The sequence below is a fragment of the Mycolicibacterium holsaticum DSM 44478 = JCM 12374 genome (genome assembly GCF_019645835.1).
GTDB lineage: Bacteria > Actinomycetota > Actinomycetes > Mycobacteriales > Mycobacteriaceae > Mycobacterium > Mycobacterium holsaticum.
The window spans coordinates 642065-666471 of sequence record NZ_CP080998.1; the positions used below are offsets into that span (position 1 = coordinate 642065).

The 24407-nt window shown below is 67.3% G+C and carries 23 protein-coding genes; 12 read left to right on the plus strand and 11 right to left on the minus strand.

Going from position 1 to position 24407, the window contains the following annotated elements:
• Positions 1 to 11: 11 nt before the first annotated feature.
• Entirely contained in the window at positions 12 to 1136 is a 1125-nt protein-coding gene (locus tag K3U96_RS03155; RefSeq protein WP_220692044.1) for an acyl-CoA dehydrogenase family protein, read from the minus strand.
• The gene (fadD3, locus tag K3U96_RS03160) at positions 1136 to 2695 is read right to left on the minus strand and encodes a 3-((3aS,4S,7aS)-7a-methyl-1,5-dioxo-octahydro-1H-inden-4-yl)propanoate--CoA ligase FadD3 (protein ID WP_220692045.1); all 1560 of its coding nucleotides are present in this window, start codon (positions 2693 to 2695) and stop codon (positions 1136 to 1138) included. The genes K3U96_RS03155 and fadD3 overlap by 1 nt, the downstream gene beginning before the upstream one ends.
• Before the next feature lie 47 nt (positions 2696 to 2742).
• Here fadD3 and ipdE1 point away from each other — a divergent pair, with 47 nt between their 5' ends.
• The 4 genes from ipdE1 to fadA6 are packed head-to-tail and all read left to right on the plus strand — an operon-like array spanning position 2743 to position 6440.
• Positions 2743 to 3894: an acyl-CoA dehydrogenase IpdE1 gene (gene ipdE1, locus K3U96_RS03165; protein ID WP_220692046.1), complete on the plus strand. Its 1152-nt coding sequence runs from the start codon at positions 2743 to 2745 to the stop codon at positions 3892 to 3894.
• Entirely contained in the window at positions 3891 to 4679 is a 789-nt protein-coding gene (gene ipdF, locus K3U96_RS03170) for a (5R,7aS)-5-hydroxy-7a-methyl-1-oxo-2,3,5,6,7,7a-hexahydro-1H-indene-carboxyl-CoA reductase (RefSeq protein ID WP_069408145.1), read from the plus strand. The genes ipdE1 and ipdF overlap by 4 nt, the downstream gene beginning before the upstream one ends.
• The gene (gene kstR2 / locus K3U96_RS03175; RefSeq protein WP_069408144.1) at positions 4676 to 5263 is read left to right on the plus strand and encodes a TetR family transcriptional regulator KstR2; all 588 of its coding nucleotides are present in this window, start codon (positions 4676 to 4678) and stop codon (positions 5261 to 5263) included. Before ipdF ends, kstR2 begins: the two co-directional genes overlap by 4 nt.
• A 7-nt stretch (positions 5264 to 5270) precedes the next feature.
• Positions 5271 to 6440 (plus strand): steroid 3-ketoacyl-CoA thiolase FadA6, encoded by a 1170-nt coding sequence (gene fadA6, locus K3U96_RS03180; RefSeq protein ID WP_220692047.1) that lies wholly within the window; start codon positions 5271 to 5273, stop codon positions 6438 to 6440.
• 30 nt (positions 6441 to 6470) lie between these two features.
• On the opposite strand, the gene K3U96_RS03185 is transcribed toward fadA6, so the two are convergent.
• From K3U96_RS03185 to echA20, 6 genes are all read right to left on the minus strand, one after another.
• Positions 6471 to 7364, minus strand: coding sequence for a hypothetical protein (locus K3U96_RS03185; protein WP_220692048.1), 894 nt, complete (start codon positions 7362 to 7364; stop codon positions 6471 to 6473).
• Positions 7361 to 8476 carry an NDMA-dependent alcohol dehydrogenase gene (locus K3U96_RS03190; protein WP_069406152.1) on the minus strand — a complete coding sequence of 372 codons (1116 nt, stop codon included), beginning with the start codon at positions 8474 to 8476 and terminating at the stop codon, positions 7361 to 7363. Before K3U96_RS03190 ends, K3U96_RS03185 begins: the two co-directional genes overlap by 4 nt.
• Before the next feature lie 283 nt (positions 8477 to 8759).
• A complete protein-coding gene (gene ipdC, locus K3U96_RS03195) occupies positions 8760 to 9830 on the minus strand; it encodes a (3aS,4S,5R,7aS)-5-hydroxy-7a-methyl-1-oxo-octahydro-1H-indene-4-carboxyl-CoA dehydrogenase (RefSeq protein ID WP_220692049.1) in 1071 nt (356 codons plus the stop codon).
• Entirely contained in the window at positions 9827 to 10573 is a 747-nt protein-coding gene (ipdB, locus tag K3U96_RS03200) for a cholesterol ring-cleaving hydrolase subunit IpdB (RefSeq protein ID WP_069406154.1), read from the minus strand. The genes ipdC and ipdB overlap by 4 nt, the downstream gene beginning before the upstream one ends.
• Entirely contained in the window at positions 10570 to 11460 is an 891-nt protein-coding gene (gene ipdA, locus K3U96_RS03205) for a cholesterol ring-cleaving hydrolase subunit IpdA (RefSeq protein ID WP_220692050.1), read from the minus strand. The genes ipdB and ipdA overlap by 4 nt, the downstream gene beginning before the upstream one ends.
• Positions 11457 to 12212: a (7aS)-7a-methyl-1,5-dioxo-2,3,5,6,7,7a-hexahydro-1H-indene-carboxyl-CoA hydrolase gene (gene echA20 / locus K3U96_RS03210; protein ID WP_069406156.1), complete on the minus strand. Its 756-nt coding sequence runs from the start codon at positions 12210 to 12212 to the stop codon at positions 11457 to 11459. Before echA20 ends, ipdA begins: the two co-directional genes overlap by 4 nt.
• Before the next feature lie 64 nt (positions 12213 to 12276).
• On the opposite strand from echA20, the gene K3U96_RS03215 reads away from it, so the two are divergent.
• From K3U96_RS03215 to K3U96_RS03230, 4 genes are all read left to right on the plus strand, one after another.
• Entirely contained in the window at positions 12277 to 13053 is a 777-nt protein-coding gene (locus K3U96_RS03215; RefSeq protein WP_220692051.1) for an SDR family oxidoreductase, read from the plus strand.
• A 14-nt stretch (positions 13054 to 13067) separates the two neighbouring features.
• Positions 13068 to 13973: an SDR family oxidoreductase gene (locus K3U96_RS03220; protein WP_220692052.1), complete on the plus strand. Its 906-nt coding sequence runs from the start codon at positions 13068 to 13070 to the stop codon at positions 13971 to 13973.
• Positions 13974 to 14070: 97 nt separating this feature from the next.
• Positions 14071 to 15042, plus strand: coding sequence for a TAXI family TRAP transporter solute-binding subunit (locus K3U96_RS03225; RefSeq protein WP_220693376.1), 972 nt, complete (start codon positions 14071 to 14073; stop codon positions 15040 to 15042).
• Between the two features lie 74 nt (positions 15043 to 15116).
• Positions 15117 to 17054: a TRAP transporter permease gene (locus K3U96_RS03230; RefSeq protein WP_230982353.1), complete on the plus strand. Its 1938-nt coding sequence runs from the start codon at positions 15117 to 15119 to the stop codon at positions 17052 to 17054.
• 10 nt (positions 17055 to 17064) lie between these two features.
• Here the strand turns inward: K3U96_RS03230 and K3U96_RS03235 are convergent, their stop codons facing one another.
• Both K3U96_RS03235 and K3U96_RS03240 read right to left on the minus strand, forming a co-directional pair.
• Positions 17065 to 18390 (minus strand): histidine phosphatase family protein, encoded by a 1326-nt coding sequence (locus K3U96_RS03235; RefSeq protein WP_220692053.1) that lies wholly within the window; start codon positions 18388 to 18390, stop codon positions 17065 to 17067.
• Between the two features lie 233 nt (positions 18391 to 18623).
• The gene (locus K3U96_RS03240; RefSeq protein ID WP_220692054.1) at positions 18624 to 19079 is read right to left on the minus strand and encodes a nitroreductase family deazaflavin-dependent oxidoreductase; all 456 of its coding nucleotides are present in this window, start codon (positions 19077 to 19079) and stop codon (positions 18624 to 18626) included.
• A gap of 23 nt (positions 19080 to 19102) precedes the next feature.
• Between K3U96_RS03240 and K3U96_RS03245 the strand changes: the two genes are divergently transcribed.
• Entirely contained in the window at positions 19103 to 19483 is a 381-nt protein-coding gene (locus tag K3U96_RS03245; RefSeq protein ID WP_069406162.1) for a DUF8021 domain-containing protein, read from the plus strand.
• Between the two features lie 65 nt (positions 19484 to 19548).
• Here K3U96_RS03245 and K3U96_RS03250 read toward each other — a convergent pair whose 3' ends face one another.
• Positions 19549 to 20712, minus strand: coding sequence for a steroid 3-ketoacyl-CoA thiolase (locus K3U96_RS03250; protein ID WP_069406163.1), 1164 nt, complete (start codon positions 20710 to 20712; stop codon positions 19549 to 19551).
• A gap of 128 nt (positions 20713 to 20840) precedes the next feature.
• On the opposite strand from K3U96_RS03250, the gene K3U96_RS03255 reads away from it, so the two are divergent.
• The 3 genes from K3U96_RS03255 to fadE29 are packed head-to-tail and all read left to right on the plus strand — an operon-like array spanning position 20841 to position 24387.
• Positions 20841 to 22091: a cytochrome P450 gene (locus K3U96_RS03255; RefSeq protein WP_069406164.1), complete on the plus strand. Its 1251-nt coding sequence runs from the start codon at positions 20841 to 20843 to the stop codon at positions 22089 to 22091.
• Positions 22092 to 22147: 56 nt separating this feature from the next.
• On the plus strand, positions 22148 to 23239 hold the full coding sequence (locus tag K3U96_RS03260; protein WP_220692055.1) for an acyl-CoA dehydrogenase family protein: 1092 nt from the start codon (positions 22148 to 22150) through the stop codon (positions 23237 to 23239).
• Complete coding sequence (gene fadE29, locus K3U96_RS03265) at positions 23224 to 24387, plus strand: acyl-CoA dehydrogenase FadE29 (protein ID WP_220692056.1); 1164 nt, start codon at positions 23224 to 23226, stop codon at positions 24385 to 24387. Before K3U96_RS03260 ends, fadE29 begins: the two co-directional genes overlap by 16 nt.
• The last annotated feature ends 20 nt before the right edge of the window (positions 24388 to 24407 follow it).

The following is a 24407-nucleotide window of genomic DNA, read 5'->3' on the forward strand; positions in this document are numbered from 1 at the left end:
GAATTTTCCTCTTACTTCCGGGGCAGACCCAGCAGGCGCTCGGCGATGATGTTGCGCTGAATCTCGTTTGTGCCTGCGTAGATCGGACCACCGAGGGCGAAAAGCAGCCCGTCTGTCCACGGGTCGGAAAGCTCTCCGTCAGCGCCGCGCATGTCCAGCGCGGTCTGATGGATGGCCACGTCGAGGTCGGACCAGAACACCTTGGTCACGCTGGACTCCGCACCCAACTCGCCGCCCGCGGTCACCCGCGTTACAGTGCCGAAGGTGTGCAGCCGGTAGGCCTGGGCCTTGATCCAGGCGTCGGCCACCCGGTCGGCGTAGGCCGGGTCGGGGTTCTGTTTCCATTGCGCGACAAGTCGTTCGGCGGGCGCCAGGAAGCGGGCCGGGCTGCGCAGCGACATGCCGCGTTCGTTGCTCGACGTGCTCATCGCTGCACGCCATCCGTCGTGCACATCGCCGATGACATCGTTGTCGGGAACGAACACGTCGTCGAGGAAGATCTCCCCGAAGCCGGTGTCGCCGCCGAGTTGGGCGATGGGCCGCACCGTCACGCCCTTGGCCTTGAGGTCGAACATGAAGTACGTCAGGCCGCGGTGCCGCTCAGCCTCCGGATCGGAGCGAAACAGCCCGAACGCGCGCTCCCCGAACGGTGCCCGCGAACTCCAGATCTTCTGGCCGTTGAGCAGCCAGCCGCCGTCGGTGCGGGTCGCCGTCGAGCGCAACGACGCGAGGTCGCTTCCGGATTCGGGTTCCGACCACGCCTGGGCCCAGATCTCCTCGCCGCTGGCCATCTTGGGCAGCACGCGGTCGAGTTGTTCCTCGGTGCCGTGCGCGAACAACGTCGGGGCCAACATCGACGTGCCGTTGGCGCTGGCGCGACCCGGGGCGCCCGCGCGGAAGTACTCCTCCTCGTACACCACCCACTGCAGCAGGGAAGCGTCGCGCCCACCGTACTTCTGGGGCCAGGTGATCACCGAAAGGCCCGCGTCGAACAGCACCTTGTCCCAGCGCCGGTGTTGTTCGAATCCCTCTGCGGTGTCGTAGGACTTGGTCGGAAACGAATCCCGGTTCGCCGCAAGGAACTCGCGCACCTCGGCCCGGAATTCGCGCGTCGCGTCGTCGAAACTCAGATCCATCAGTTTCTTTCCCTCAGAAGCGGTTTGACCACCTTGCCACCCGGGTTGCGTGGCAGGATGTCGAGAAACTCCACCGACCGCGGAACCTTGAAGTTGGCCAAATGTTGTCGCGTGTAGTTGATTACGGTCTGTTCGTCCAGTTCGGCACCGGGTTTGGTGACCAGGAACGCCTTGCCCACCTCACCGAGCCGCTCGTCGGGCACACCGATCACCGCGGACTCGGCGACACCGTCCAGCCGGGCCAGTACCTGCTCGATTTCCGCGGGGTACACATTGAACCCGCCGCAGATGTACATGTCCTTGAGACGGTCGGTGATCTGCAGGTTGCCCCGGTCGTCGACGCGGCCCACATCGCCGGTGTGCAGCCAACCTTCGGCGTCGATGGCCGCGGCGGTGGCTTCCGGGTCGTCGAGATAGCCGAGCATGACGTTGGGGCCGCGCAGCAGCACCTCGCCGGCGCCGTGCTCGTCGGGGGCGTCGATGCGCAGTTCGAAGTCGGCGATCGGGCGCCCGCAGGTGGTCGCAACGGTGACCGCGTCGTCGTCGGCGCGGCACATGGTGCCGAAACCGCTTGCCTCCGTTAGCCCGTACGCGGTCAGTACGATGTCGATGTCCAACTCGTTCTGCATGCGCTCGATCAGCACCACCGGGATCGTCGCGGCGCCGGTGACCGCGAACCGCAGCGACGTCAGGTCGTAGTCACCGCGGCGTGGGTGGTCCAGCAGCATCTGGTAAATCGTCGGGGGGCCGGGCAGCACGGTGATGCGGTGCTGCGCGACGGCCTGCATCGCCTGCTCCGGGTCGAAGGTCAGTTGGGGGATAAGCGTCGCGCCGGTCTGCAGGCAGGCCAGGATGCCGGCCTTGTAACCGAAGTTGTGGAAGAACGGGTTGATGCAGAGGTAGCGGTCGGCGCTGGTGAGCTGGCCGCATTCGGCCCACGCCGCGGGCGCGGCCAGCGACTGCCGGTGTGCGCACAGCGCGCCCTTGCTGCGCCCCGTGGTGCCGGAGGTGAACAGGATGTCGGAGACGTCGTCGGGCGTGACGGCCGCCGCGCGGGAGTCGACGCGCGTCAGGTCCGTTCCCCGTGCAATGAACTCGTCCCAGTCGCCGTCGTCCTTCTCGATCGGCACCCGCACGATGTGGCGCAACTGAGGCAGCGCGTTGCGGTCGACGGAGGCGGCCTTGTCCACACCGAGAAACTCCCCGGAGGCGAACAGCAGCGGTGCGCCGGTGCGCTCGATCACGTCGGCCGCCTCGCTGGCGGTGTAGCGGGTGTTCAGCGGCACCACGACGCCGCCCGCGTAGTGGGTGGCCAGGCAGGCCACCACCCAGTGCCAGGTGTTGGGCGACCAGATCGCGACCCGGTCCCCGGCCTGGATGCCGAGGTCGATCATCGCCGCCGCGGCGGTGCGGACCTCGTCGCGCAGTTGGGTGAACGTGAACGTGCGGCCGTCTCCGGCTGAATTGACGGCACCGCCGGTGACCAGTGCGGGATGGTCCCGAAATCGGTCGGCAATGTGGTCCAAGACCTGGGGAATGGTCCTTGGATCCGAACTCATCGACGCTCCCTCAACAAAGCAAGTGCTTGGTAGGTTAGCCTACAAGGGTGATTGAGGTCGAGGAGTTCCGGGCCGAGGTCCGCGACTGGCTGACGGCCAACCTGGTCGGCGAGTATGCCGCGCTCAAGGGCCTCGGCGGCCCAGGTCGCGAACACGAGGCCTTCGAGCAACGACACGCGTGGAACCAGCATCTGGCCGCCGCCGGGCTGACCTGTCTGGGGTGGCCGGAAGAACACGGCGGGCGTGGTCTGTCGGTGGCCCACCGCGTGGCGTTCTACGAGGAGTACGCGATCGCCAACGCCCCCGCGAAGGTCAACCACTTCGGTGAGGAGCTGCTCGGGCCGACGCTGATCGCCTACGGCACACCCGAGCAGCAGCAACGGTTTCTGCCGAAGATCCTCGATGTGACCGAACTGTGGTCCCAGGGCTACTCGGAGCCGGGCGCGGGCAGCGACCTCGCCAACGTGTCGACGACCGCCGAACTCGACGGGGATCAGTGGGTCATCAACGGGCAGAAGGTGTGGACGTCGCTGGCGCACTGGGCGCAATGGTGCTTTGTGGTCGCGCGCACCGAGAAGGGCTCCAAACGGCATGCGGGGCTGTCGTATCTGCTGGTGCCGCTGGATCAGCCCGGTGTGCAGATCCGCCCGATCGTGCAGCTCACCGGCGACTCGGAGTTCAACGAGGTGTTCTTCGACGACGCCCGCACCGACGCGTCGCTGGTGGTCGGCGAGCCCGGCGACGGCTGGCGGGTGGCGATGGGAACGCTGACGTTCGAGCGCGGCGTGTCGACGCTCGGCCAGCAGATCGAATACGCCCGTGAACTCTCCGGTGTCGCGGACTTGGCGAAACAGACTGGTGCAGCCGATGATCCGCTGATCCGTGAGCGGCTGACCCGGTCGTGGGTGGGCTTGCGGACCATGCGGTCTTACGCGCTGGCGACCATGGACGTCGAGCAGCCAGGGCAAGATAATGTGTCGAAGTTGTTGTGGGCCAACTGGCATCGCGAGCTCGGCGAGATCGCCATGGACGTGCTCGGTCGCGACGCGCTGACGCTGACCGACGGTGACTTCGACGAATGGCAGCGGCTGTACCTGTTCTCCCGAGCCGACACCATCTACGGCGGCTCCAACGAAATCCAGCGCAACATCATCGCCGAGCGGGTGCTCGGCCTACCGAGGGAGGCCAGGCCTTCGTGAACCTGTCAGAAGCCCCGAAAGAGATTGAGGGACACGGCCTTCTCGCTGGCAAGGTCGTCGTCGTGACGGCGGCCGCAGGCACCGGCATCGGTTCGTCGGTCGCACGCCGAGCGCTGGCCGAAGGTGCCGACGTCGTCATCTCCGACCACCACGAACGCCGATTGGGCGAAACCCGCGACCAGCTCAGCGAGCTCGGCCTGGGCCGGGTCGAGAGCGTGGTGTGTGATGTCACCTCCACCGCCCAGGTCGACGCGCTGATCTCCTCCACGACCGCCCGGATGGGACGGCTGGACGTGCTGGTGAACAACGCCGGCCTCGGCGGGCAGACGCCGGTGATCGACATGACCGACGAGGAGTGGGACCGCGTTTTCAACGTGACGCTGACGTCGGTGATGCGCGCGACACGCGCGGCGCTGCGCTACTTTCGCGATGCCGGCCATGGCGGCGTGATCGTCAACAACGCCAGCGTACTTGGTTGGCGCGCACAGCATTCCCAGTCACACTACGCGGCGGCCAAGGCCGGGGTGATGGCGTTGACGCGGTGCAGCGCCATCGAGGCCGTCGAATACGGGGTGCGGATCAACGCGGTGTCGCCCAGCATCGCGCGGCACAAGTTCCTCGAGAAGACCAGCAGCTCGGACCTGCTGGACCGGCTCTCGCAGGGCGAGGCGTTCGGTCGGGCCGCCGAACCGTGGGAAGTCGCGGCCACCATCGCGTTCTTGGCCAGCGAGTACTCCAGTTACCTGACTGGAGAAGTGATCTCGGTGTCGAGCCAGCACCCATGAGCAGTCAACCGGTGAGCCGACGCGACGAGCTTCTCGAGCTCGCCGCGGCGATGTTCGCCGAGCGCGGTCTGCGCGCCACCACGGTGCGCGACATCGCCGACAGCGCGGGCATCTTGTCCGGCAGCCTCTACCACCACTTCTCCTCGAAGGAGGAGATGGTCGACGAGGTGCTGCGCAGCTTCCTGGACTGGCTGTTCACCCGCTACCAGGAGATCGTCGACACCGAGCCCAACCCGCTCGAGCGGCTCAAGGGCCTGTTCATGGCTTCGTTCGAAGCGATCGAGCACCGGCACGCCCAGGTCGTCATCTACCAGGACGAAGCCAAGCGGCTGTCCGGGCAGGAGCGGTTCTCCTACGTCGACGAGCGCAACAAAGAGCAGCGCAGAATGTGGCTGGATCTGCTCAACGACGGCGTCGAGCAGGGCTATTTCCGCCCCGACATCGACGTCGACCTGGTGTACCGGTTCATCCGCGACACCACCTGGGTTTCGGTCCGCTGGTATCAGCCCGGCGGACCGCTCACGGCCGAGGAAGTCGGCCGGCAATACCTCGCTATCGTTCTCGGTGGCATCACGAAGAAATGAGGAGATCATGACTCCAACGTCACAGGCCTACGTCATCGACGCCGTCCGCACCGCCATCGGTAAGCGCAACGGGTCGTTGGCCGCGGTGCACCCCGTCGACCTCGGCGCGATCGGGTGGCGCGGGCTGTTCGACCGCAACGACGTCGACCCGGGTGCCGTCGACGACGTCATCGCGGGCTGTCTGGACGCGATCGGCCCGCAGGCCGGCAACATCGCCCGGTTGTCGTGGCTGGCCGCGGGCTACCCCGAAGAGGTCCCCGGGGTCACCGTCGACCGCCAGTGCGGGTCCAGCCAGCAAGCGATTTCCTTTGGCGCCCAGGCCATCATGTCCGGTACCGCCGATCTGATCGTCGCAGGCGGCATGCAGAACATGAGCCAGATCCCGATCTCCTCGGCGATGACCGTAGCCGAGCAGTTCGGCTTCACCTCGCCAACCAACGAATCCAAGAGCTGGCTGCACCGCTACGGCGACCAGGAGATCTCGCAGTTCCGCGGCGCGGAACTGATCGCGGAGAAGTGGGGTATCTCGCGCGAGGAGATGGAGCAGTTCTCGCTGACTAGCCACCAGCGCGCGCAGGAGGCGATCCGCGCCGGCCACTTCGAGAACGAGATCATTCCGGTCGAGGTGGACGGCGGCACGTTCGTCACCGACGAGGGGCCGCGGGACACGTCGCTGGAGAAGATGGCCGGGCTCAAGACGCTCACCGAAGGCGGCCGGTTGACCGCCGCGATGGCCAGCCAGATCTCCGACGGCGCCAGCGCGGTGCTGCTGGCCTCGGAAAGCGCAGTACAGGCACATAATCTGAAGCCCCGCGCCCGCATCCACCACATCAGCGCCCGCGGCGCCGATCCGGTGTTCATGCTGACCGGACCGATCCCGGCCACCGAGTACGCGCTGAAGAAGACGGGCCTGTCGATCGACGACATCGACACCGTCGAGATCAACGAGGCGTTCGCACCGGTGGTGATGGCGTGGCTGAAGGAAACCGGCGCCGACCCGGCCAAGGTCAACCCCAGCGGCGGCGCGATCGCGCTCGGCCACCCGCTCGGCGCTACCGGCGCCAAGCTGTTCGCCACCATGCTGAACACGTTGGAGCGCACCGGCGGTCGCTACGGCCTTCAGACCATGTGCGAGGGCGGCGGCACCGCCAACGTCACCATCATCGAGCGGCTCTGATCAGCTGACCTGCTCGCGGGGTAGGGGACTTCAACGCTCGGCAGCGATGAGCTGGCCCAACTGGGCGAACCCGTTGTGCCGCTGGGCCTCCAGTGCCCAGATCACGGCGATCACCGGTAGCGGCGCCAACGCCGCCCACCAGTTGGCGCCCGCGGGTAGCAAGTCGGCGATCACCTGCGCCCGCGGCGTTCCGTTCACCGTGGCGGGCAGCCAGTCGTTGAGCAACGTCTCGAGCAGTCGGGTGGTCTCGAACGGTCCGAGGGTGGTTGCGATAACCCAACTGAACCAGCCGATCCCCAGCGCCCACGGCCACGCCAGCAACAGCGATTGCTTGTCGACGAGATCCGCTGCGCAGCGCACGGTCTCCGCGAGGAAAGCGAAGCCCAGGGCGGCCAACAGCACCCCGATCTGCGCGGCGAGCAGGTCGTCGAGCACCGAATGCGCTAAGTCCGCGTCACGACGTGTCGGCAGCCCGATCGCCAGCGCCACGACGCCCGCAAGCAGGGCCAGTGTCGCCAGCCTGGCGGTGGTGTCGCTGACCCGATCGAACGAGTCCACGACGGTGCGCACCACCAGCCGCGACGATTCCGTCGGACTGGTCCGGTAGAACACCACGAGCACCAGTCCTGAGACCGCGGTGGCGATCGCCCACGTCACCACCGCCGTGCCCACGGCCGTCAGCGCAACCGAACCCAGCAGCGGCACCACCACGTCGTCGGTGTTCACGCCGGAGCGGATGACCAGCAGCGGCACCGCGCCAAAGGCCAGCACCCCCACCAGCCGCAGCACCAGCGGAAAGGTGAACCGGGTCAGGTCGGCGGGATTGAGGTCCAGCTTGCGATGACGGACGGTGTCGATCTCAGCGCGCAGCACCGACCGCAGATGAGACGCCCAGCGCGACGGCCCCTTCCGCGAGCCGGTCAAGAATGATCGTGGATGACGACGCCGCGGATGTTGCGGCCGGCGAGCATATCGTCGTAGGCGTCGGTGATCTCGTCGAGCTTGTACTCGTGGGTCACCGTCTCGTCGAGCAGCAGCTTGCCGTCGCGGTAGAGGTCGAGCAGCCGGGGAATGTCGGCGCGCGGGTTGGCCTCGCCGTAGAGGCTGCCGAGCAGACGCTTCTGGAAGAGCGTGAACATCATCATCGGCAGGGTCGGTGTCATGTCGGTCATCGCCGCGATCGCGGTCATCACCACCGCACCGCCCTTGCGCACGAGGTTGAGCGCGTCCTCGATCATCGGGCCTTCCAGCAACCCCATGGTCAGCAGCACCGAGTCGGCCATCACGCCGCGGGTGAGGTCACCGACGAGCTGCATCGCTTCGGCTGTCGACGTCGCGAAGTGGGTGGCGCCGAACAGAAAAGCCTTGTCCCGCTTGCTCTCCACGAGATCGACGACGATGATCCTGTCCGCACCGGCCAGCCGCGCACCCTGGATCGCGCCGCTGCCGATCCCCCCGCATCCGATGACCACCACGGTGTCGCCCGGGCGCACCTTGGCGGTGTTGACCGCCGATCCCCAGCCCGTCGTCACCCCGCAGCCCAGCAGACAGGCCCGCGACAGCGGAATGTCGTCGTCGATCTTGACGACGGAGGCCTCGGGCACCGTGCCGTATTGGGAGAAGGTGCCGACGAGCGCCATCGCCCCGACATCCGTGCCGTTGAGATGACGACGGTAGGTGCCGTCCAATTGGGTGCCGGTCATGATCATCGCGCCGAGATCGCACAGGTTCTGCTGGCCCGTGGAACACCACCGGCAGCGACCGCACGCCGGCAGGAACGATGCGACCACATGGTCGCCGGGCGCCAAACCAGGCACGTCCGGGCCGACCTCCTGCACGACGCCCGCGCCCTCGTGGCCGCCGACGAGCGGCAGCGGCCCAGGCAGATCACCTCGTTGGACGTGTTCGTCGGAATGGCAGAGCCCAGTGGCTTCCCACGCCACCAGCACCTCGCCCGACTGGGGCGGATCCAAGTCGAGCTCCTCGATGCTCCAGCCCGCGCCGAACTCCCACAAAACCGCTGCCTTCGTCTTCATGCGGTGAGTGTAGGAAGGGGCGGCAGCAGAAGTCGCCGAATCGCTCTACTGCGCGAGTCCAGCCCGGGCCTTCTGGGCGTTGATCTCGGGGAACCGGATGATGCTCTTGGCCGCGACAGGCGCCGGACGATGTCGGCAACGCCCATCGCGATGAACATCACCGCCAGCGCGCTCACGGGATGTCCCTGATCCGACATCGGCCAGCGCGGAGTTCAGCGCGCGGTGCGCGACGCCGCGGTCCGCGACGAGGCGTGAGCCGACAACGTCGCCGCGCGGCAGGAAACTACCCGATGAAGGCGGCGGCCGACCGCAGGTGTTCGACCGCCTCGTCGACAATCGATGCGACCAGCTCGGCGCACGACGGGAGGTCGTCCAGGATGCCCGCGACCTGCCCGGACGCCAACACGCCCGCGTCGGTGTTGCCTTCCACCAGGCCGGCCTTCAGCAGCATCGGGGTGTTGGCCGCCATCACGACCTGCGACCACGTCAACTCCTTGCCGTGCCGCATCGCCAGGCCGTCTTTGACCATCGACCGCCACGTCATCCCGGACATCTTCTTGAACTTCTGGGCGTTGCGCACTGCCGCGGTGAAGCCCCGAAGCCGTGAGCCGCTCTCGAGCTTCTCGACGAGACCGGTGCGCAGCACGCGGTGCGGCATGCCGTCGACGCGCGTGGAGACAACGGTGCCGTCCAGCCCCGACTCCAGGTAGCGCCGTTTGACCGCATCGGGCACCGTGGAGTCCGCCGTGAGCAGGAACCGGGTTCCCATCGCAACGCCTGCCGCCCCGTAGGACAGCGCCGCCGCAAGCCCGCGCCCGTCGAAGAAGCCGCCCGCGGCCACCACCGGAATGTCCACCGCGTCGAGAACGGATGGCAGCAGCAGCGTCGTCGCGATCGGGCCGGTGTGCCCGCCGCCTTCGCCGCCCTGCACGATCACGGCGTCCGCGCCCCAGCCGGCGACCTTCTTGGCATGCTTGGCCAGCCCGACCGACGGAATCACCACCACGCCTGCCTCTTTGAGCTTGGCGATCAGGTCCGGTTTGGGGGCGAGCGCGAAGGATGCCACCCGGACGCCCTCGCGGATCAGCAGGTCGATGCGCTCGTTCGCGTCGCCCGCGTCGGCGCGGATGTTGATGCCGAACGGCTTGTCGGTCGAGCTCTTCACCTTCGTGACCGCGGCCTGCAATTCCTCGAGGGTCATGGTCGCCGACGCCAGGATGCCGAGACCGCCCGCGTTGGAGGTCGCCGACACCAGCCGCGCACCGGCCACCCAGCCCATACCGGTCTGCACGACCGGATGCTCGATGCCGATGAGTTCGGTCAGCGGCGTGCGCAGCTTACTCGACGGAGTCACCTTATCTCCTTGTCCCGCAGGCCTTTCGGGTCGATCGCCGTGCGCAGGATCTCCAGCTCGCGTTCGGATGGCAACCGGGTCTGCTCGGCTTTGTCCAGGTCGTGCACCTCAAAGGCGGTGTTTTCGGCCACCTCATCGGGCCTGATGCCGGGATGCAGCGATACCGCTCGCATCTGGTGATCGGGCCCGTTGAAGTCGAAAACGCCGAGGTTGGTCACCACCCGGTACACGTTGACGAACCGGTAGGCGGGGTTGTCCGGATCCACCTTGTCCCAACCGATGCCAGACACCACGTCGACGGTGTCGCCGAAGACCCGCGTGGAATGGTTGCCCACCCAGTAGCTGGTGGCGTGGTTGATGGTGTTGCCGGGCGCGCCGCGCACGCCGAACATCTGTCGGGTGGGTTGCTGCAGCGGCCCGAACGCCGACAGGTTCTGGTTGCCGTAGCGGTCGATCTGGTTGGCGCCCATCACCACATGGCGACGACCCCAGGTCAGCGTTTCGAAGACGCGGCCGAACGGCATCCAGCCCTCGATGGCGCCCGCGGCGCCGATCGCGGGGGTGTCGGCCAGCAGGCGGGCCTCGCCGTCGGTGAGCAGGATGTCGGGGGAGAACGTCAGCCGCGCCAGCCGCGCGCCGATCGACGCCATCGTCGTCATCGGGCTCACCATGATCTCGCCGGCGTCGCGGAACAGGTCCGCGCACGCCACCGCGCACACTTCGGGACGGCTCACGGACATCACTTTCCTGCCTCCTTGACCGACTCCGCGAACTTGCGCACCGCGGCCTGGTAGTCGGCCTCGCTGCCGGACAGATACGTCTGGGTGAACTGCTGCCACGACTCATCGGATGCGGCGGCCTCGGCGTAGTGCCGCTGGAACTTCTCGTCGCGGCGGTAATCGGGTTCGGCGGTGGTGAAGTGGGCGCCGTTGGGGGCTTCCACCACGCTGTCGACCATCATCCGGTTGACCAGAAGCGCCTGGGGCGGCACGGCCTTGACCAGTTCCTCGGTGGACACCACCCGTTCGACCGAGAGGAACCGCTTCTCGGCGGCCATCAGATACAGGTCGTCGAAATACGGGTCGATGCCGGTGTAGGCGGCATTGCCTTGTGCGTCACCGAGGTTCATGTGCACGAACGCGGCATCCAGCGTCAGCGCGGGCATCGCGATGAGCTCCTCATAGCCGTCGCCGGTCGGGTAGGGCGACTTCACGGTCTTGAGTTCGTCACCCCAGAACGCCCGCACGTCACTGCCCAGCCCTGCCCGGATCGGCAGGAACGGCAACCGCTGGGCGGCCGCCTGCAGCCCGCACCGCAGCATGCCCTCGTCCATCTCGCGTGCCTCGATCGAGCCCGACTTGCGGGCCTTGGCGAACCACGGGTCGTAGAACGGCGGCGAGTCCAACGACACGAAGCCGTAGTACGCGCGCCGCACCTTGCCCGCCGAGCACAGCAACCCCAGGTCGGGGCCGCCGTAGCTGACCACGGTCAGGTCGGTGACTCCGGTGCGCAGCAGTGCCCGCACAAACGCCATCGGCTTGCGCCGCGACCCCCAGCCTCCTATTCCGATGGTCATCCCGCTCTCGACCGAGGACACAGCCTGGTCCAGAGTTGTTCTCTTGTCGGTCATTTCGATCCCTTGTCAGTACCGGCGAACGCGTCACGATGCTCGTCGGACACACCGGCGAGGTTCAGCTCGAACGTAAAGCCCTGCTCCATGCGATATCTCGCGTTCACCGGCTGGACGTCGATGAAGTTCAGCGCCTCCTTGGCGGCGCGGATCACCCGGGTGTCCTTGGCGGCGATGTCGCGGGCCACGCGCAGCGCGGCTTCGTCGAGTTCGGCGCGCGGCACCACCTCGTGCACCGAGCCGAAGTGGTGCAGCGTGTCGGCGGTGACGGTGGCCGCGGTGAAGAACAGCCGGCGCATCATGTGCTGGGGCACCAGCCGCGACAGGTGGGTGGCCGCGCCCAACGCGCCGCGCTCCACCTCCGGCAGGCCGAACGTCGCGTCGTCGGAGGCGACGATGACGTCGGCGTTGCCCACCAGGCCGATGCCGCCGCCGACGCAGAAGCCGTTGACGGCGGCCACCACGGGAACCGCGCATTCGTAGACGGCCTTGAAGGCGGCGAAGCAGCCGCGGTTGGCGTCGATCAGCGCGGTGAAGCCCTGAGTGCGCTGCATCTCCTTGATGTCCACGCCGGCGTTGAACCCGCGCCCCTCGGCGCGCAGGATCACGACGTGCGTCGTCGGGTCCTGGCCGGCCTTGGTGACGGCGTCGGCGAGTTCGAACCAGCCACGCGAGGGGATCGCGTTGACCGGCGGATAGTCGACGGTGACCGAGACGATGCCCGGTTCGGTAATCGTATGAGTGATGGTCATCAAAGCTCCCGAGCACTTCCTGGGTACGGTAGGAAAGCAAGCACTTGCTTGGTACGCTAGCACAGTGACCGACCGCCCAGAGATAAACCTCGGACTTCACGACAGGGTCGTGCTGGTGACCGGCGGCGTCCGCGGCGTCGGCGCAGGCATCAGCGCCGTCTTCGCCGCCCAGGGCGCCACCGTCGTCACCTGCGCGCGCAGGCCAGTGGAGGGTTCACCCTACGAGTTCCACAGCTGCGACGTGCGCGACGACGACTCAGTGGCTGCCCTGATCAAGGCCATCGCCGATCGCCACGGCCGCCTCGACGTGGTGGTCAACAACGCGGGCGGGTCGCCGTACGTGCCCGCCGCGGAGGCGTCGGCGAAGTTCAGTACCAAGATCGTCGAGCTCAATCTGCTTGGGCCGCTTTCAGTCTCGACCCACGCGAACGCCGTCATGCAGGGTCAGGCGCGCGGCGGCTCGATCATCAACGTGGCCAGCGTCAGCGGCAGACGTCCGACGCCCGGCACCGTCGCCTACGGCGCGGCCAAGGCGGGCATGGAGAGCATCACCAGCACGCTCGCGGTGGAATGGGCCCCGAAGGTGCGGGTCAACTCCGTGGTCGTCGGGATGGTCGAGACCGAACAGTCTGAATTGTTCTACGGCGACGCGGATTCCATCGCCGCGATCTCGAAGAACGTGCCGCTGGGCAGGTTGGCCACTCCGGCTGACGTCGGGTGGGCCGCGGCGTTCCTCGCATCCGACGCCGCGTCGTACATCAGCGGGGCGTCGCTGGAGGTGCACGGCGGCGGCGAGCCGCCGCACTATCTGTCCACCACCACAGCTGACATCAAACAATAAAGGAGACAACGGATATGGGACTGCTCGACGGCCGCGTGGTCATCGTGACGGGTGCAGGTGGCGGGATCGGACGGGCGCATGCGCTGGCGTTCGCCGCCGAGGGCGCGCGGGTCGTGGTCAACGACATCGGCGTCGGCCTGGACGGCTCGCCCGCGGGCGGCGGCAGCGCCGCACAAGGTGTCGTCGACGAGATCACTGCCGCCGGAGGCGAAGCCGTCGCGAACGGGGCCAACGTGGCCGACTGGGCGCAAGCCGAGGGCCTGATCCAGTCGGCGGTCGACGCGTTCGGCGGGCTCGATGTGCTGGTCAACAACGCCGGCATCGTGCGCGACCGGATGTTCGCCAACACCAGCGAAGAGGAGTTCGACGCCGTCGTCGCCGTACACCTCAAGGGCCACTTCGCCACGATGCGCCACGCCGGGTCGTACTGGCGGACCAAGTCCAAGGCGGGCGAGACGGTCGATGCCCGCATCATCAACACCAGTTCCGGCGCCGGTCTGCAGGGCAGCGTGGGGCAGGCGAACTACAGCGCCGCCAAGGCCGGGATCGCGGCCCTGACGTTGGTCGCTTCCGCGGAGATGGGGCGCTACGGCGTCACCGTCAACGCGATCGCCCCGTCGGCGCGAACCCGGATGACCGAGACCGTGTTCGCCGACATGATGGCGACCCAGGACAAGGACTTCGACGCGATGGCGCCGGAAAACGTTTCGCCGCTGGTGGTTTGGCTCGGCAGCGTCGAATCCAAGGACGTCACCGGCCGGATGTTCGAGGTCGAGGGCGGCATCGTCCGGGTGGCCGAGGGCTGGGCGCACGGACCGCAGGCCGACAAGGGCGCCCGGTGGGATCCCGCCGAATTGGGCCCGGTGGTCAATGACCTGCTGGCCAAGGCGCGTCCGCCGGTACCCGTCTACGGGGCCTAGGTTTGTAGAGAACTCGGGCGAAACGCCGGTGAACCACCGACCGGCACTTCATGATGGGCAAGTGACGCGTCGCGGGTGGTGCGCCGTTCTCGGCGCAATGTTGTTGGTGTCGGGCGGTTGTGGTGGCCAGCGCGGTGGCGACGACGGGCCGGCGGCTGCCGAACCGACGTCCTGCCAGGTCACCGCCGACAGTCGGCTGAGCATCGCGACCGGCAACACGACCGGGGTCTACTACGCGCTCGGCGGCGCGTACGCCGAAGCGATCAGCCAGCAGACCGGCGGCACGTTGAAGGCCACCGCCGCGGAGACCTCCGCGTCGGTGCAGAACATTCAGCAGCTCGTCGCGGGCATCCATCAGGTGGCGTTCTCGCTGGCCGACACCGCCTCTGACGCCGTCAGCGGGACGGCGTCGTTTGACGAGAAGCAGCCGATCGCGGCGCTGACGCGGCTGTATCCCAACTACACGCAGGTCATCGCCCGCGCCGACGCGGGCATCGACACGGTCGCCGACATGCGCGGCAAGCGGGTGTCCACCGGGTCGCCGAACTCGGGCACCGAGGTCATCGCCAACCGCATGCTCGAGGCCGCCGGACTCGACCCGGGCAAGGACGTGGCGGCCCAGCGCACCGAACTCGGCAAGACGGTGGAGGGGATGAAGGACGGCTCGATCGATGCCATGTTCTGGTCGGGCGGGCTACCCACCGGTGGCATCACCGATCTGTTTGTGAGCCAACGCGACCAGGTCAAGTTCATCGACGTGACCGACCTTTTGCCCAAGCTCCGGGAGCTCAACCCGATCTATGAAGAGGGCGTCATCCCCGCCAGCACGTATGCGACGGCTGCCGACGTCGACACCGTCGTGGTGCCCAATGTGCTTCTGGTCAAAGACGATATGGACGGCAACACCGCCTGCGTGTTGACCAAGGCGCTGTTTGACCACAGGGCCGAGCTGGTCAAGGTCAACCGGGCGGCCGACGGCATCTCGCTCGAGACCGCTCGACAGACCAGCCCGGTGCCGCTGCATCCCGGTGCGCAGCGGGCGCTCGACGAGCTCGGTGCGCCCAGCTGACCGCCGCAGCCGAAGCGGCGGGACAACCGACCGGATATGAGGAAGACAAGCCGGCCCGCGCGCTGACCGGCTGGGTGCACCATCTGGTTGCCCTCGGCTGTGTTCTGATCGGGCTTTTCGCGCTGTATCAGGTGTTCTTTCCGCTCGCGCAGGGCAATCAGGTCTCGCTGATCCTGTTCCTGGCGGCGGTGCTGCCGCTGACCCTCCTGTGTTACCGGTCGGGGCTGAGGTTACGCCGCACGAAGACCACCGACCCGCCGAGGGACAATCCGACGCTGCTGGACTGGCTGTTGGCGTTGGTGGCGCTGGTGGCCTGTCTGTATCCCATCCTGCCCTTCCAGATCGGCGACGGCGGTGGCGGATTCGATGAGTTCCTGAGCCGCCAGAGCACGCCCGGTGTGGTCGACGTGCTCGTCGGGTCACTCGTCGTGCTCCTCGTCCTGGAGGCCTGCCGGCGCACCACGGGTGCGGCGCTGCCGATCGTGTCCGTGCTGGCGCTGGGGTACGCGTACTACGGCGGTTATCTGCCGCAGAGCGCGGCGATCGCGCACGCCGGGGTCGACTGGGACCAGATCGTCAGCGCATCGTTCCTGCAGTCGACGGGCCTTTACGGAGTGCCGTTGGACGTCGCGGCCACCTACATCGTGTTGTTCACCATCTACGGAGCGGTGCTCGAGGCGACCGGCGCCAGCAAGTTCTTCATCGACCTGTCCTTCTCCGCATTCCGCCGTTCCCGCGCCGCGCCGGGACGGACGGTGACGCTGGCGGGATTTCTGATGGGCAGCGTCTCGGGGTCGGGAACCGCGACGACGGTCAGCCTGGGATCGGTGACGTGGCCGGTGCTGCGCCGGGCCGGTTACCCTGCCGAGAACGCGGGCGGAATGCTGGCCGCCGCAGGTATCGGCGCGATCCTGTCGCCACCGACACTGGGCGCCGCGGCGTTCATCATCGCCGAGTACCTCGGCGTGCCCTACCTGACCGTGCTGATCTGGGCGATCGTGCCGACGATCCTGTACTACCTCGGCATCCTGTGCGCGGTGGAGATCGACGCCCGGCGTTACGGCACAGGCGAAGTCGACACCGAGGCCGAATCGACCCTGCGCCTGCTGGGCAGGTTCGGTTATCACCTGATCTCGCTGGCGATGATCGTCGTGTTCCTCGCGCTGGACATGTCGGCGATGCGCGCCGTCGTCTACGCCACCGCCGTGCAGATCGTGCTGTCGTATCTGGACCGCGACCACCGGATGACCCCGGTGCGGCTCTACCGCGCGCTGGCCGCCGGGGTGCGCAGCGTGCTCGCGGTGGCGGCGGTGTGCGCCGCGGCCGGGCTCATCGCCGCGATGATCACCCGGACCGGACTCGGCCTGCAGCTGAACTCCATCCTCGTCAACACCGCCCGAGCGATCTCGGAAAACCCCACTGCCGTCCTGATTTTCACGGCGATCTTTGCCGCGCTCGCGGTGTCGGTGCTGGGCCTTGCGGTCCCGGTCACCGCGTCGTTCGTGATCAGCTGGGTGATCGTCGGACCCGCGTTGCAGGACCTCGGCGTCGCCGCGCCTGCGGTGGCGATGTTCGTCTTCTACTTCGCTGTGCTCTCCGAGGTGACACCGCCGACGGCGCTGGCCGCGGTCGCGGCGTCGGCCATCACCGGCGGCCGGGTGATACCCACGATGATGCAGACCTGGAAGTACACGCTGCCGGCGTTTCTGGTGCCGTTCGCGTTCGTGCTGACCGGTAACGGTGAGGGCCTGCTCGGGTTGCGGTCGTTGTCTGACATGGTGTGGACGGCGGCGGTGGCCGCGCTGGCGGTGGCCGCGCTGGCAGTGGTCACCGGCCGGTGGATGTTCGGGCCGGCGGGTTGGCCGGAGCGGGCGCTGTGCGCACCCGCCGCCGCGCTGCTGCTCTATCTGAGCCCGGTGACCATCGGCGTCGGCGTCGCCCTGCTGTCGGTGGCCGCCGCGGTGAACCTGCTTTCGACGCGGAACCGAGCCGCCGAGCCCCGTGGCGCGTGACCGCTGCGGGTCAGGCCGCGGGCTGCTGCTCCGCGCCGGTGTCGGTATCGGCCGCCTCGGGCTTGTCGGGAGCCAGGGTGGCACGGAGGCGGTCGGTGAGCGAGGTGACCACACCCTTGAGATCGCCGGGCGCGGCCACGGCATCGGCATCGGCATCCGCATCGGCGTCGGTGCCGGTGGTTTCGATGGTGTCGCCCGGGTTCACCTTGTTGCCGCTTGTCAGATCCGTTGCCCCGGCGCGCTTCTTGACCTTGGTGAGCAGCGACGCGGTTTCGGGCTCGTCGGCGGTCTCGGCTGTCTCGGCGGTGGGCGCCGGATCGGGTTCGCCCGTCCCGTCGACCAGTTCAGTAGGCGAGCTGTCATCGGTGGCATTGATGTTCACCGGCTCGTCGACGGTGCGCGCGGACGACCTGCTGAACTCGTCGACGACGTCGCGGACCACGTTGGGTACGAACTCGACGACGGCCTTGACGACGTCGATCACCCCGTCTCGCACCGCGTTCGCCAGCGCTGCGATGTCCCCGCTCGCGAACGCCTGCCCGATGTTGTACAGCGCGGTCTGCGGTGCTGTGACGAGGTCGCGGACGTCGACGAACAACTTGGTCAGCAGCGGCGGATTCGCAGAGACCGCCACGCCGTCCCACTCGGTGAGCACCCAGCCGTCGTCGGGGTTGCCGGTGACGACGACGACCCCGGTGTTACCCAACGGGCGACGCAGCATCAGTCCCAGGTCCGGATTGTCGACGTTCATCATCACCCAGAACATGATCGTGGCGCCGTGCGCGAATGCCACGGCGTTGCGGTCGCCGCTGTCGTAGATCGTCCGGATCGCGTTGTCCACCCGGGCGTCGAACGCGTTGCCGTCCGGGGCGCCCAACACCGGCACGAACCGGGCGCCCAGCGTCCACAGCGCCGGCGACACGGCATACCCCAGCCGGCCCAGACCGCCGGACTCCGGTGAGCCTTCGAAGATTCCCGCGTTGATCTCGCGCAGACCCGGCAAGACCACCACCGGTTGGCCCAGCATGGCCGCCAGCGGCGCAGCGGTCTGCTGGGTGCGCACCATGTTGGACGCATAGATACCGTCGAAGTCCCTGTCGGCCAGGGCTATTGCGATATCCGCCGCCTGCTGCTGGCCCAGCGTGGTCAGCCCTGGCCCCGGTACCGACGTGTCGATGCGGTCGTCGGCGTTGGCCTGCGACTGCCCGTGGCGGACGAAGGTCAACGTCATCGACTCGGCAGCCCACGCCGGCAGCGCGGAAACGAAGAAGAGGACCGCGGCGATGATCGCCGTGAAGACGACGCGGAGGATTCGCCGCGTGGAGGCAGCCTGCATATCGACGCTCCGTAGGTGTAACCCGGTGGTGCGGTTCACACTACGTCCGGTGGCGGTCGGCAACCGGGCAAATCCACAAACCGGGGACCGGGTCAACCGGGTTCGCACAGCACCAGTGGGATGGCGCCCCGGTGCGCCGGTAGATCCAGATATGGGCGCGCGCAAAGTATTTCATGATCAGCGCGAGCGGCCGTGAGTTGCGGATCCTGCCGGCCAGGCCAACCGGCCAGGCGCTAGGGTTCGCAGATCACGAGCGGGATCACCCGATCGGTCCAGGACTGGTAGTCCTCGTAGGTCGGATACATCTCGACCAGCCTCGGCCAGTATTTGGCGCGTTCCTCGTCGGTGGCATCGCGTGCGGTCAGATCCAGCACTTCTTTTTTGATCTGCACCTGCACCTTCGGGTTGGCCTTGATGTTGAGGTACCACATCGGGTGCTTGTCGCTGCCGCCCTTGGACGCGGCCACGACGACCACGTCGCCGTCGCGGTGAAAATACAACGGGCTGATCCGCGGCTGACCGGTCTTGCGGCCGGTCGTGGTCAGCAGCGCCACCGGGATGCCCTGAAAGTCGCTGCCGAAGCCTTCACCGTCGCTGCGGCGGTACATGTAGGTGTTGACCTTCGCCATCCACTTGATGAAGAAGTCCGCGGGCTTGGTGTCCATGAACCGGGGGCGCGACTTTGCCATGGCGGTCATCCTATGCTCGGGCAATGGACATCGTGTCGGACACCGACCGTATCGCGGCCGCTGATGCATACATCGAGGCGCTCGCCAGCCATCGCGCCGAGCAGGTGCCGTTCGCGCCGGCCTGCGTCCGCATCGAGGTGGGGCTCAAAACCGGGTTCTCCGGAAATCATTTGCGCCGCAGCCTGAACCGCGGACCGCAGTACCGCGTCATCGACGCAACCACCGACCGCGAGTTCCGCGTCGACGGCGATCACGTGCACGCGACGTTCACCGTCGTCACCAAGGCGACGCTGGCGGGCCGCCGCGTCGTCGCCGACGTCGACGAGACGTTTCTGATCCCGGCCGCCGACGGCAGAATCCACCACATTCGAGCGCGGATCCGTCCGCGCATCGCACGCGGCTGACCCAACGTTGGGTTATGCCACGGTGGTAACGCTGGTTGCGTGACACAAACCCGACACTGGGCCGGCTAGATCCGTTCGATGATCGTGCCGGTGGACAGCGCGCCGCCAGCGCACATCGTGATCAGCGCCGTGCTCTTGTCGGTGCGCTCGAGCTCGTGCAGCGCGGTGGTGATCAGCCGGCTACCGGTGCTGCCCACGGGGTGCCCCAGCGCGATGGCCCCGCCGTTGACGTTGACCTTGTCCATGTCGGGGTTGTGCACCCGGGCCCACGACAGCACGACCGAGGCGAACGCCTCGTTGATCTCGGTGATGTCGATGTCACCCATCTTCATGCCGGCCTTTTCCAGCACCTTGGCCGTCGACTGCACCGGGCCGTCGAGGTGGTAGTACGGCTCGGCGCCGACCAGGGCCTGGCTGACGATCCGCGCCCGCGGCTTCAGGCCGAGCGCGCGCGCCTTGTCCTCGTCCATCAACAGCACCGCGGCCGCACCGTCGGAGATCTGCGACGAGGTACCCGCGGTGTGGATACCGCCCTCGATCACCGGCTTGAGCGCGGCGAGGCCCTCCAGGGTGGTGTCGCGGAGCCCCTGGTCGCGGGTGACGACGTGCCGCTCGCTGGTCGGCTGCTTCTGTTCGTCGAGCACCGGCGCCTCGATGCCGCTGATCTCGCGGTCGAAACGACCCTCCGCCCACGCCTGCTTGGCCTTGGCCTGCGATTGGAAGCCGAACTCGTCGATGTCCTCGCGGGTGATGCCGCGGCGCTTGGCGATGCGCTCGGCGGCGGTGAACTGATCGGGCAGATCGATGTCCCAGGACGCCGGCCGCAGAATGCTGCGGTCGGGTCCGGCGTTGGCGCCCAGCCCCACCCGGCTCATCGCCTCGACGCCGCAGGCGATGCCGATGTCGATGGCGCCCGCCGCGATGAGGCCCGCGATCAACCCGTTGGCCTGCTGCCCGCTGCCGCACTGGCAGTCCACCGTCATCGCGCCGACGTGGTCGGGCAGGCCCGCTACCAGCCAGCTCACCCGGGTGATGTTGTTGGACTGCTCACCGAACTGGGTGACGCAGCCGCCGATTACCTGCTCGACGTCGCCGGCTTGGATCCCGGCCTTCTCGACGAGAGCCTTCTGAGTGGCACCCAACAACTCCGTGGCGTGCAGGCCGGACAACCATCCGTTCCGCTTACCGATGGGACTGCGAGTGGCTTCAACAATGACAGGGTTACCCATTACGTCAGGCTAGAACACGTTTCATTACCCTGACAAGCGAGGATGCTTACCTGCCTTTCATCTGCGCAGAAGGCATGTTTTACTGGCACTAGAACACGTTGCAGAAGTGTTGCAAAGGAGCCCACCGGATGTCTGGTCCGAACCTGCCCAAGGGATTCGATCCCCTCGATGCCGACCTGAACCTCAAGGGTCTGCCGGTCGCCGAGCTCGCCGAACTGCGCAAGTCCGACCCCATCCACTGGGTCGACGTCCCCGGGGGTACGGGCGGCTTCGGGGACAAAGGGTACTGGCTGGTCACCAAGCACGCCGACGTCAAGGAAGTGTCTCTGCGCAACGAGATCTTCGGCAGCTCGCCGGACGGCGCCATCCCGGTCTGGCCGCAGGACATGACGCGGGAGGCCATCGACCTGCAGCGCAACGTGCTGCTCAACATGGACGCGCCGCAGCACACCCGGCTGCGCAAGATCATTTCCCGTGGCTTCACCCCCAGGGCGATCGGGCGCCTCGAGGACGAACTGCGCGCCCGCGCGCAGAAGATCGCCGAGACCGCGGCCGCACAGGAAAGCGGCGACTTCGTCGAACAGGTGTCCTGCGAGCTGCCGCTGCAGGCCATCGCCGAGCTGCTCGGTGTCCCGCAGGAGGACCGCGACAAGATCTTCCGCTGGTCCAACGAGATGACCGCCGGTGAGGACCCGGAGTACGCCGACGTCGATCCCGCGATGTCATCGGTCGAGCTGATCCAGTACGCGATGAAGATGGCCGAGGAGCGCGCCAAGAACCCGACCGAGGACATCGTCACCAAGCTGATCGAGGCCGACATCGACGGCGAGAAGCTCACCGACGACGAGTTCGGCTTCTTCGTGGTGATGCTGGCGGTGGCGGGCAACGAGACCACCCGCAACTCGATCACCCACGGCATGATCGCGTTCTCGCAGAACCCCGACCAGTGGGAGCTGTACAAGAAAGAACGTCCGTCGACCGCCGCCGACGAGATCGTGCGCTGGGCGACCCCGGTTTCGGCGTTCCAGCGCACCGCCCTCGAGGATGTCGAGCTGGGCGGGGTGAAGATCAAGAAGGGCGAGCGGGTGGTGATGTCCTACCGGTCGGCCAACTTCGACGAAGACGTCTTCGAGGATCCGCACACCTTTAACATCCTGCGCGACCCCAACCCGCACGTCGGGTTCGGCGGCACCGGTGCGCACTACTGCATCGGCACCAACCTGGCGCGGATGACCATCAACTTGATCTTCAACGCGATCGCCGACCACATGCCCGACCTCAAGTCGATCGGCGAGCCCGAGCGGCTGAAGTCGGGGTGGCTCAACGGCATCAAACACTGGCAGGTTGACTACACCGGTAAGTGCCCCGTCAAGCACTGATCGGCACGAAACCGGATCACCCGCGCGGGGCGCGTCGTTTGCAATAAGGAGGACGGGTGGATTTCACGCCCAACCCGGAGCAGCAGGCTGTCGCCGACGTGGTGACGTCCGTGCTCGATCGGGACAACAGCTGGGACGCGCTGGTTGCCGGGGGAGTCACCGCCCTTGCGGTGCCCGAACGCCTCGGCGGTGACGGCGTCGGGCTACCCGAGGTGGCCACGGCGCTGACCGAGGTCGGCCGTCACGGCACCATCAGTCCCGCGCTGGCCACGCTGGGTCTGGGCCTGTTGACGCTGCGGGACCTGGCCTCCGACGAGCAGCAGGACCGTTACCTTGCCGGGGTGGCCAAGGGTGCGGTGCTGACAGCCGCGCTCAACGAACCCGGCGCGCCGCTGCCCGACCGGCCCGCGACCGTCCTTTCGCACTCCGCCGACGGCTACCGGCTCAGCGGCACCAAGGTCGCCGTTCCCTATGCGGGACAAGCAGATTGGATGCTGGTGACCGCCGACACCGGCGTCGCCGTGGTGTCCCCCAAGGCCGACGGTGTCCAGGTGACCAAAACCCCGGCCTCCAACGGCGGCGACGAGTACACGGTCACGTTCACCGATGCGCAGGTCGACGGGGTGCTCGAGGGCGCGCTGCCGCGCCGGGTCAACCAGTTGGCGTTGGCAGCGATCGGCGCCTACGCCGCCGGCCTGGTCGCCGGTGCGCTGCGGCTCACCGCCGACTACGTCGCCAACCGCGAGCAGTTCGGCAAGCCGTTGTCGACGTTTCAGACGGTGGCAGCGCAGCTCGCCGAGGTCTACATCGCCTCTCGCACTTTGACGTTGGTCGCGACGTCGGTGGCGTGGCGGCTCGCAGAAGGCCGCCCCGATGATCCGCAAGCCGACGAGGATCTCGACATCCTGGGCTACTGGCTGGCCTCGCAGGCGCCCCCGGTGATGCAGCTGTGTCATCACCTGCACGGAGGTATGGGTATGGACATCACCTACCCGATGGATCGCTACTACTCCACGATCAAGGACCTCACCCGTCTGGTCGGCGGTCCGTCACACCGCCTCGACTTGGTGGGAGCAGCACTGGGCGAGCGAACGGGCCACGGCCGGACGCCAGGGAACGACGGGAGGCAGGAATGTTCATCGAGCTGACGCCCGAACAAAAGCAGCTGCAAGCAGAACTGCGGGAGTACTTCTCGAACCTCATCTCCCCCGAAGAGGCCAAGGAGATGGAGAAGGACCGCCACGGCAAGGCGTACCGGGCGGTCATCAAGCGGATGGGCTCGGACGGCAAGCTCGGCGTCGGCTGGCCCAAGGAGTTCGGCGGCCTGGGCTTCGGGCCCATCGAGCAGTCGATCTTCGTCAACGAGGCGCAGCGCGCCGACGTGCCCCTGCCTGCCGTCACACTGCAGACCGTGGGACCCACGCTGCAGCAGTACGGGACCGATGCGCAGAAGAAGAAGTTCCTGCCCGGAATCCTCGCGGGCGAGGTGCATTTCGCGATCGGCTACACCGAACCGGAAGCAGGCACCGACCTGGCGTCGCTGCGCACCAGCGCAGTGCGACACGGCGACGAGTACATCGTCAACGGGCAGAAGGTCTTCACCACCGGCGGGCACGACGCCGACTACGTCTGGCTGGCCTGCCGAACGGATCCAGAAGCGGTCAAGCACAAGGGTATTTCGATCCTCATCGTCGACACCAAGGATCCCGGCTACTCGTGGACGCCGATGATCCTGTCCGACGGTGCCCACCACACCAACGCCACCTACTACAACGACGTGCGGGTCCCCGCGGACATGCTCGTCGGCGAGGAGAACGGTGGCTGGAAGCTGATCACCACCCAGCTCAACAACGAGCGGGTGATGTTGGGTCCGGCGGGCCGCTTCGCGTCGCTCTACGACCACGTGCACGCGTGGGCTTCCAAGCCGGGCGGCAACGGGGCCGCCCCGCTCGACCACGACGACGTCAAGCGTTCGCTGGGTGAACTCAAGGCCATGTGGCGCATCAACGAGCTGTTGAACTGGCAGGTCGCCGCATCCGGTGAGACCATCGACGTCGCCGACGCTGCGGCGACCAAAGTGTTTGGCACCGAACGGATCCAGTACGCGGGCCGGCTGGCCGAGGAGATCGTCGGAAGGTACGGCAACCCGGCAGATCCGGAGACGGCGGAGCTGCTGGAATGGCTCGACAGCCAGACCAAACGGAACCTGGTGATCACGTTCGGTGGAGGTGTCAACGAGGTGATGCGGGAGATGATCGCGGCCGCGGGCCTGAAGGTTCCGAGGGTGCCGCGATGAGCGCTTGCGCGAAGAGCAGA

Bases quoted from the DNA above. Each gene is read 5' to 3' on its own strand.
- K3U96_RS03155 (WP_220692044.1), bottom strand. From the start codon at position 1,136: ATGGATCTGAGTTTCGACGACGCGACGCGCGAATTCCGGGCCGAGGTG.
- fadD3 (WP_220692045.1), bottom strand. From the start codon at position 2,695: ATGAGTTCGGATCCAAGGACCATTCCCCAGGTCTTGGACCACATTGCC.
- kstR2 (WP_069408144.1), top strand. From the start codon at position 4,676: ATGAGCAGTCAACCGGTGAGCCGACGCGACGAGCTTCTCGAGCTCGCC.
- fadA6 (WP_220692047.1), top strand. From the start codon at position 5,271: ATGACTCCAACGTCACAGGCCTACGTCATCGACGCCGTCCGCACCGCC.
- K3U96_RS03190 (WP_069406152.1), bottom strand. From the start codon at position 8,476: ATGAAGACGAAGGCAGCGGTTTTGTGGGAGTTCGGCGCGGGCTGGAGC.
- ipdA (WP_220692050.1), bottom strand. From the start codon at position 11,460: ATGACCGACAAGAGAACAACTCTGGACCAGGCTGTGTCCTCGGTCGAG.
- echA20 (WP_069406156.1), bottom strand. From the start codon at position 12,212: ATGACCATCACTCATACGATTACCGAACCGGGCATCGTCTCGGTCACC.
- K3U96_RS03220 (WP_220692052.1), top strand. From the start codon at position 13,068: ATGGGACTGCTCGACGGCCGCGTGGTCATCGTGACGGGTGCAGGTGGC.
- K3U96_RS03225 (WP_220693376.1), top strand. From the start codon at position 14,071: ATGTTGTTGGTGTCGGGCGGTTGTGGTGGCCAGCGCGGTGGCGACGAC.
- K3U96_RS03235 (WP_220692053.1), bottom strand. From the start codon at position 18,390: ATGCAGGCTGCCTCCACGCGGCGAATCCTCCGCGTCGTCTTCACGGCG.
- K3U96_RS03240 (WP_220692054.1), bottom strand. From the start codon at position 19,079: ATGGCAAAGTCGCGCCCCCGGTTCATGGACACCAAGCCCGCGGACTTC.
- K3U96_RS03245 (WP_069406162.1), top strand. From the start codon at position 19,103: ATGGACATCGTGTCGGACACCGACCGTATCGCGGCCGCTGATGCATAC.
- K3U96_RS03250 (WP_069406163.1), bottom strand. From the start codon at position 20,712: ATGGGTAACCCTGTCATTGTTGAAGCCACTCGCAGTCCCATCGGTAAG.
- K3U96_RS03255 (WP_069406164.1), top strand. From the start codon at position 20,841: ATGTCTGGTCCGAACCTGCCCAAGGGATTCGATCCCCTCGATGCCGAC.
- fadE29 (WP_220692056.1), top strand. From the start codon at position 23,224: ATGTTCATCGAGCTGACGCCCGAACAAAAGCAGCTGCAAGCAGAACTG.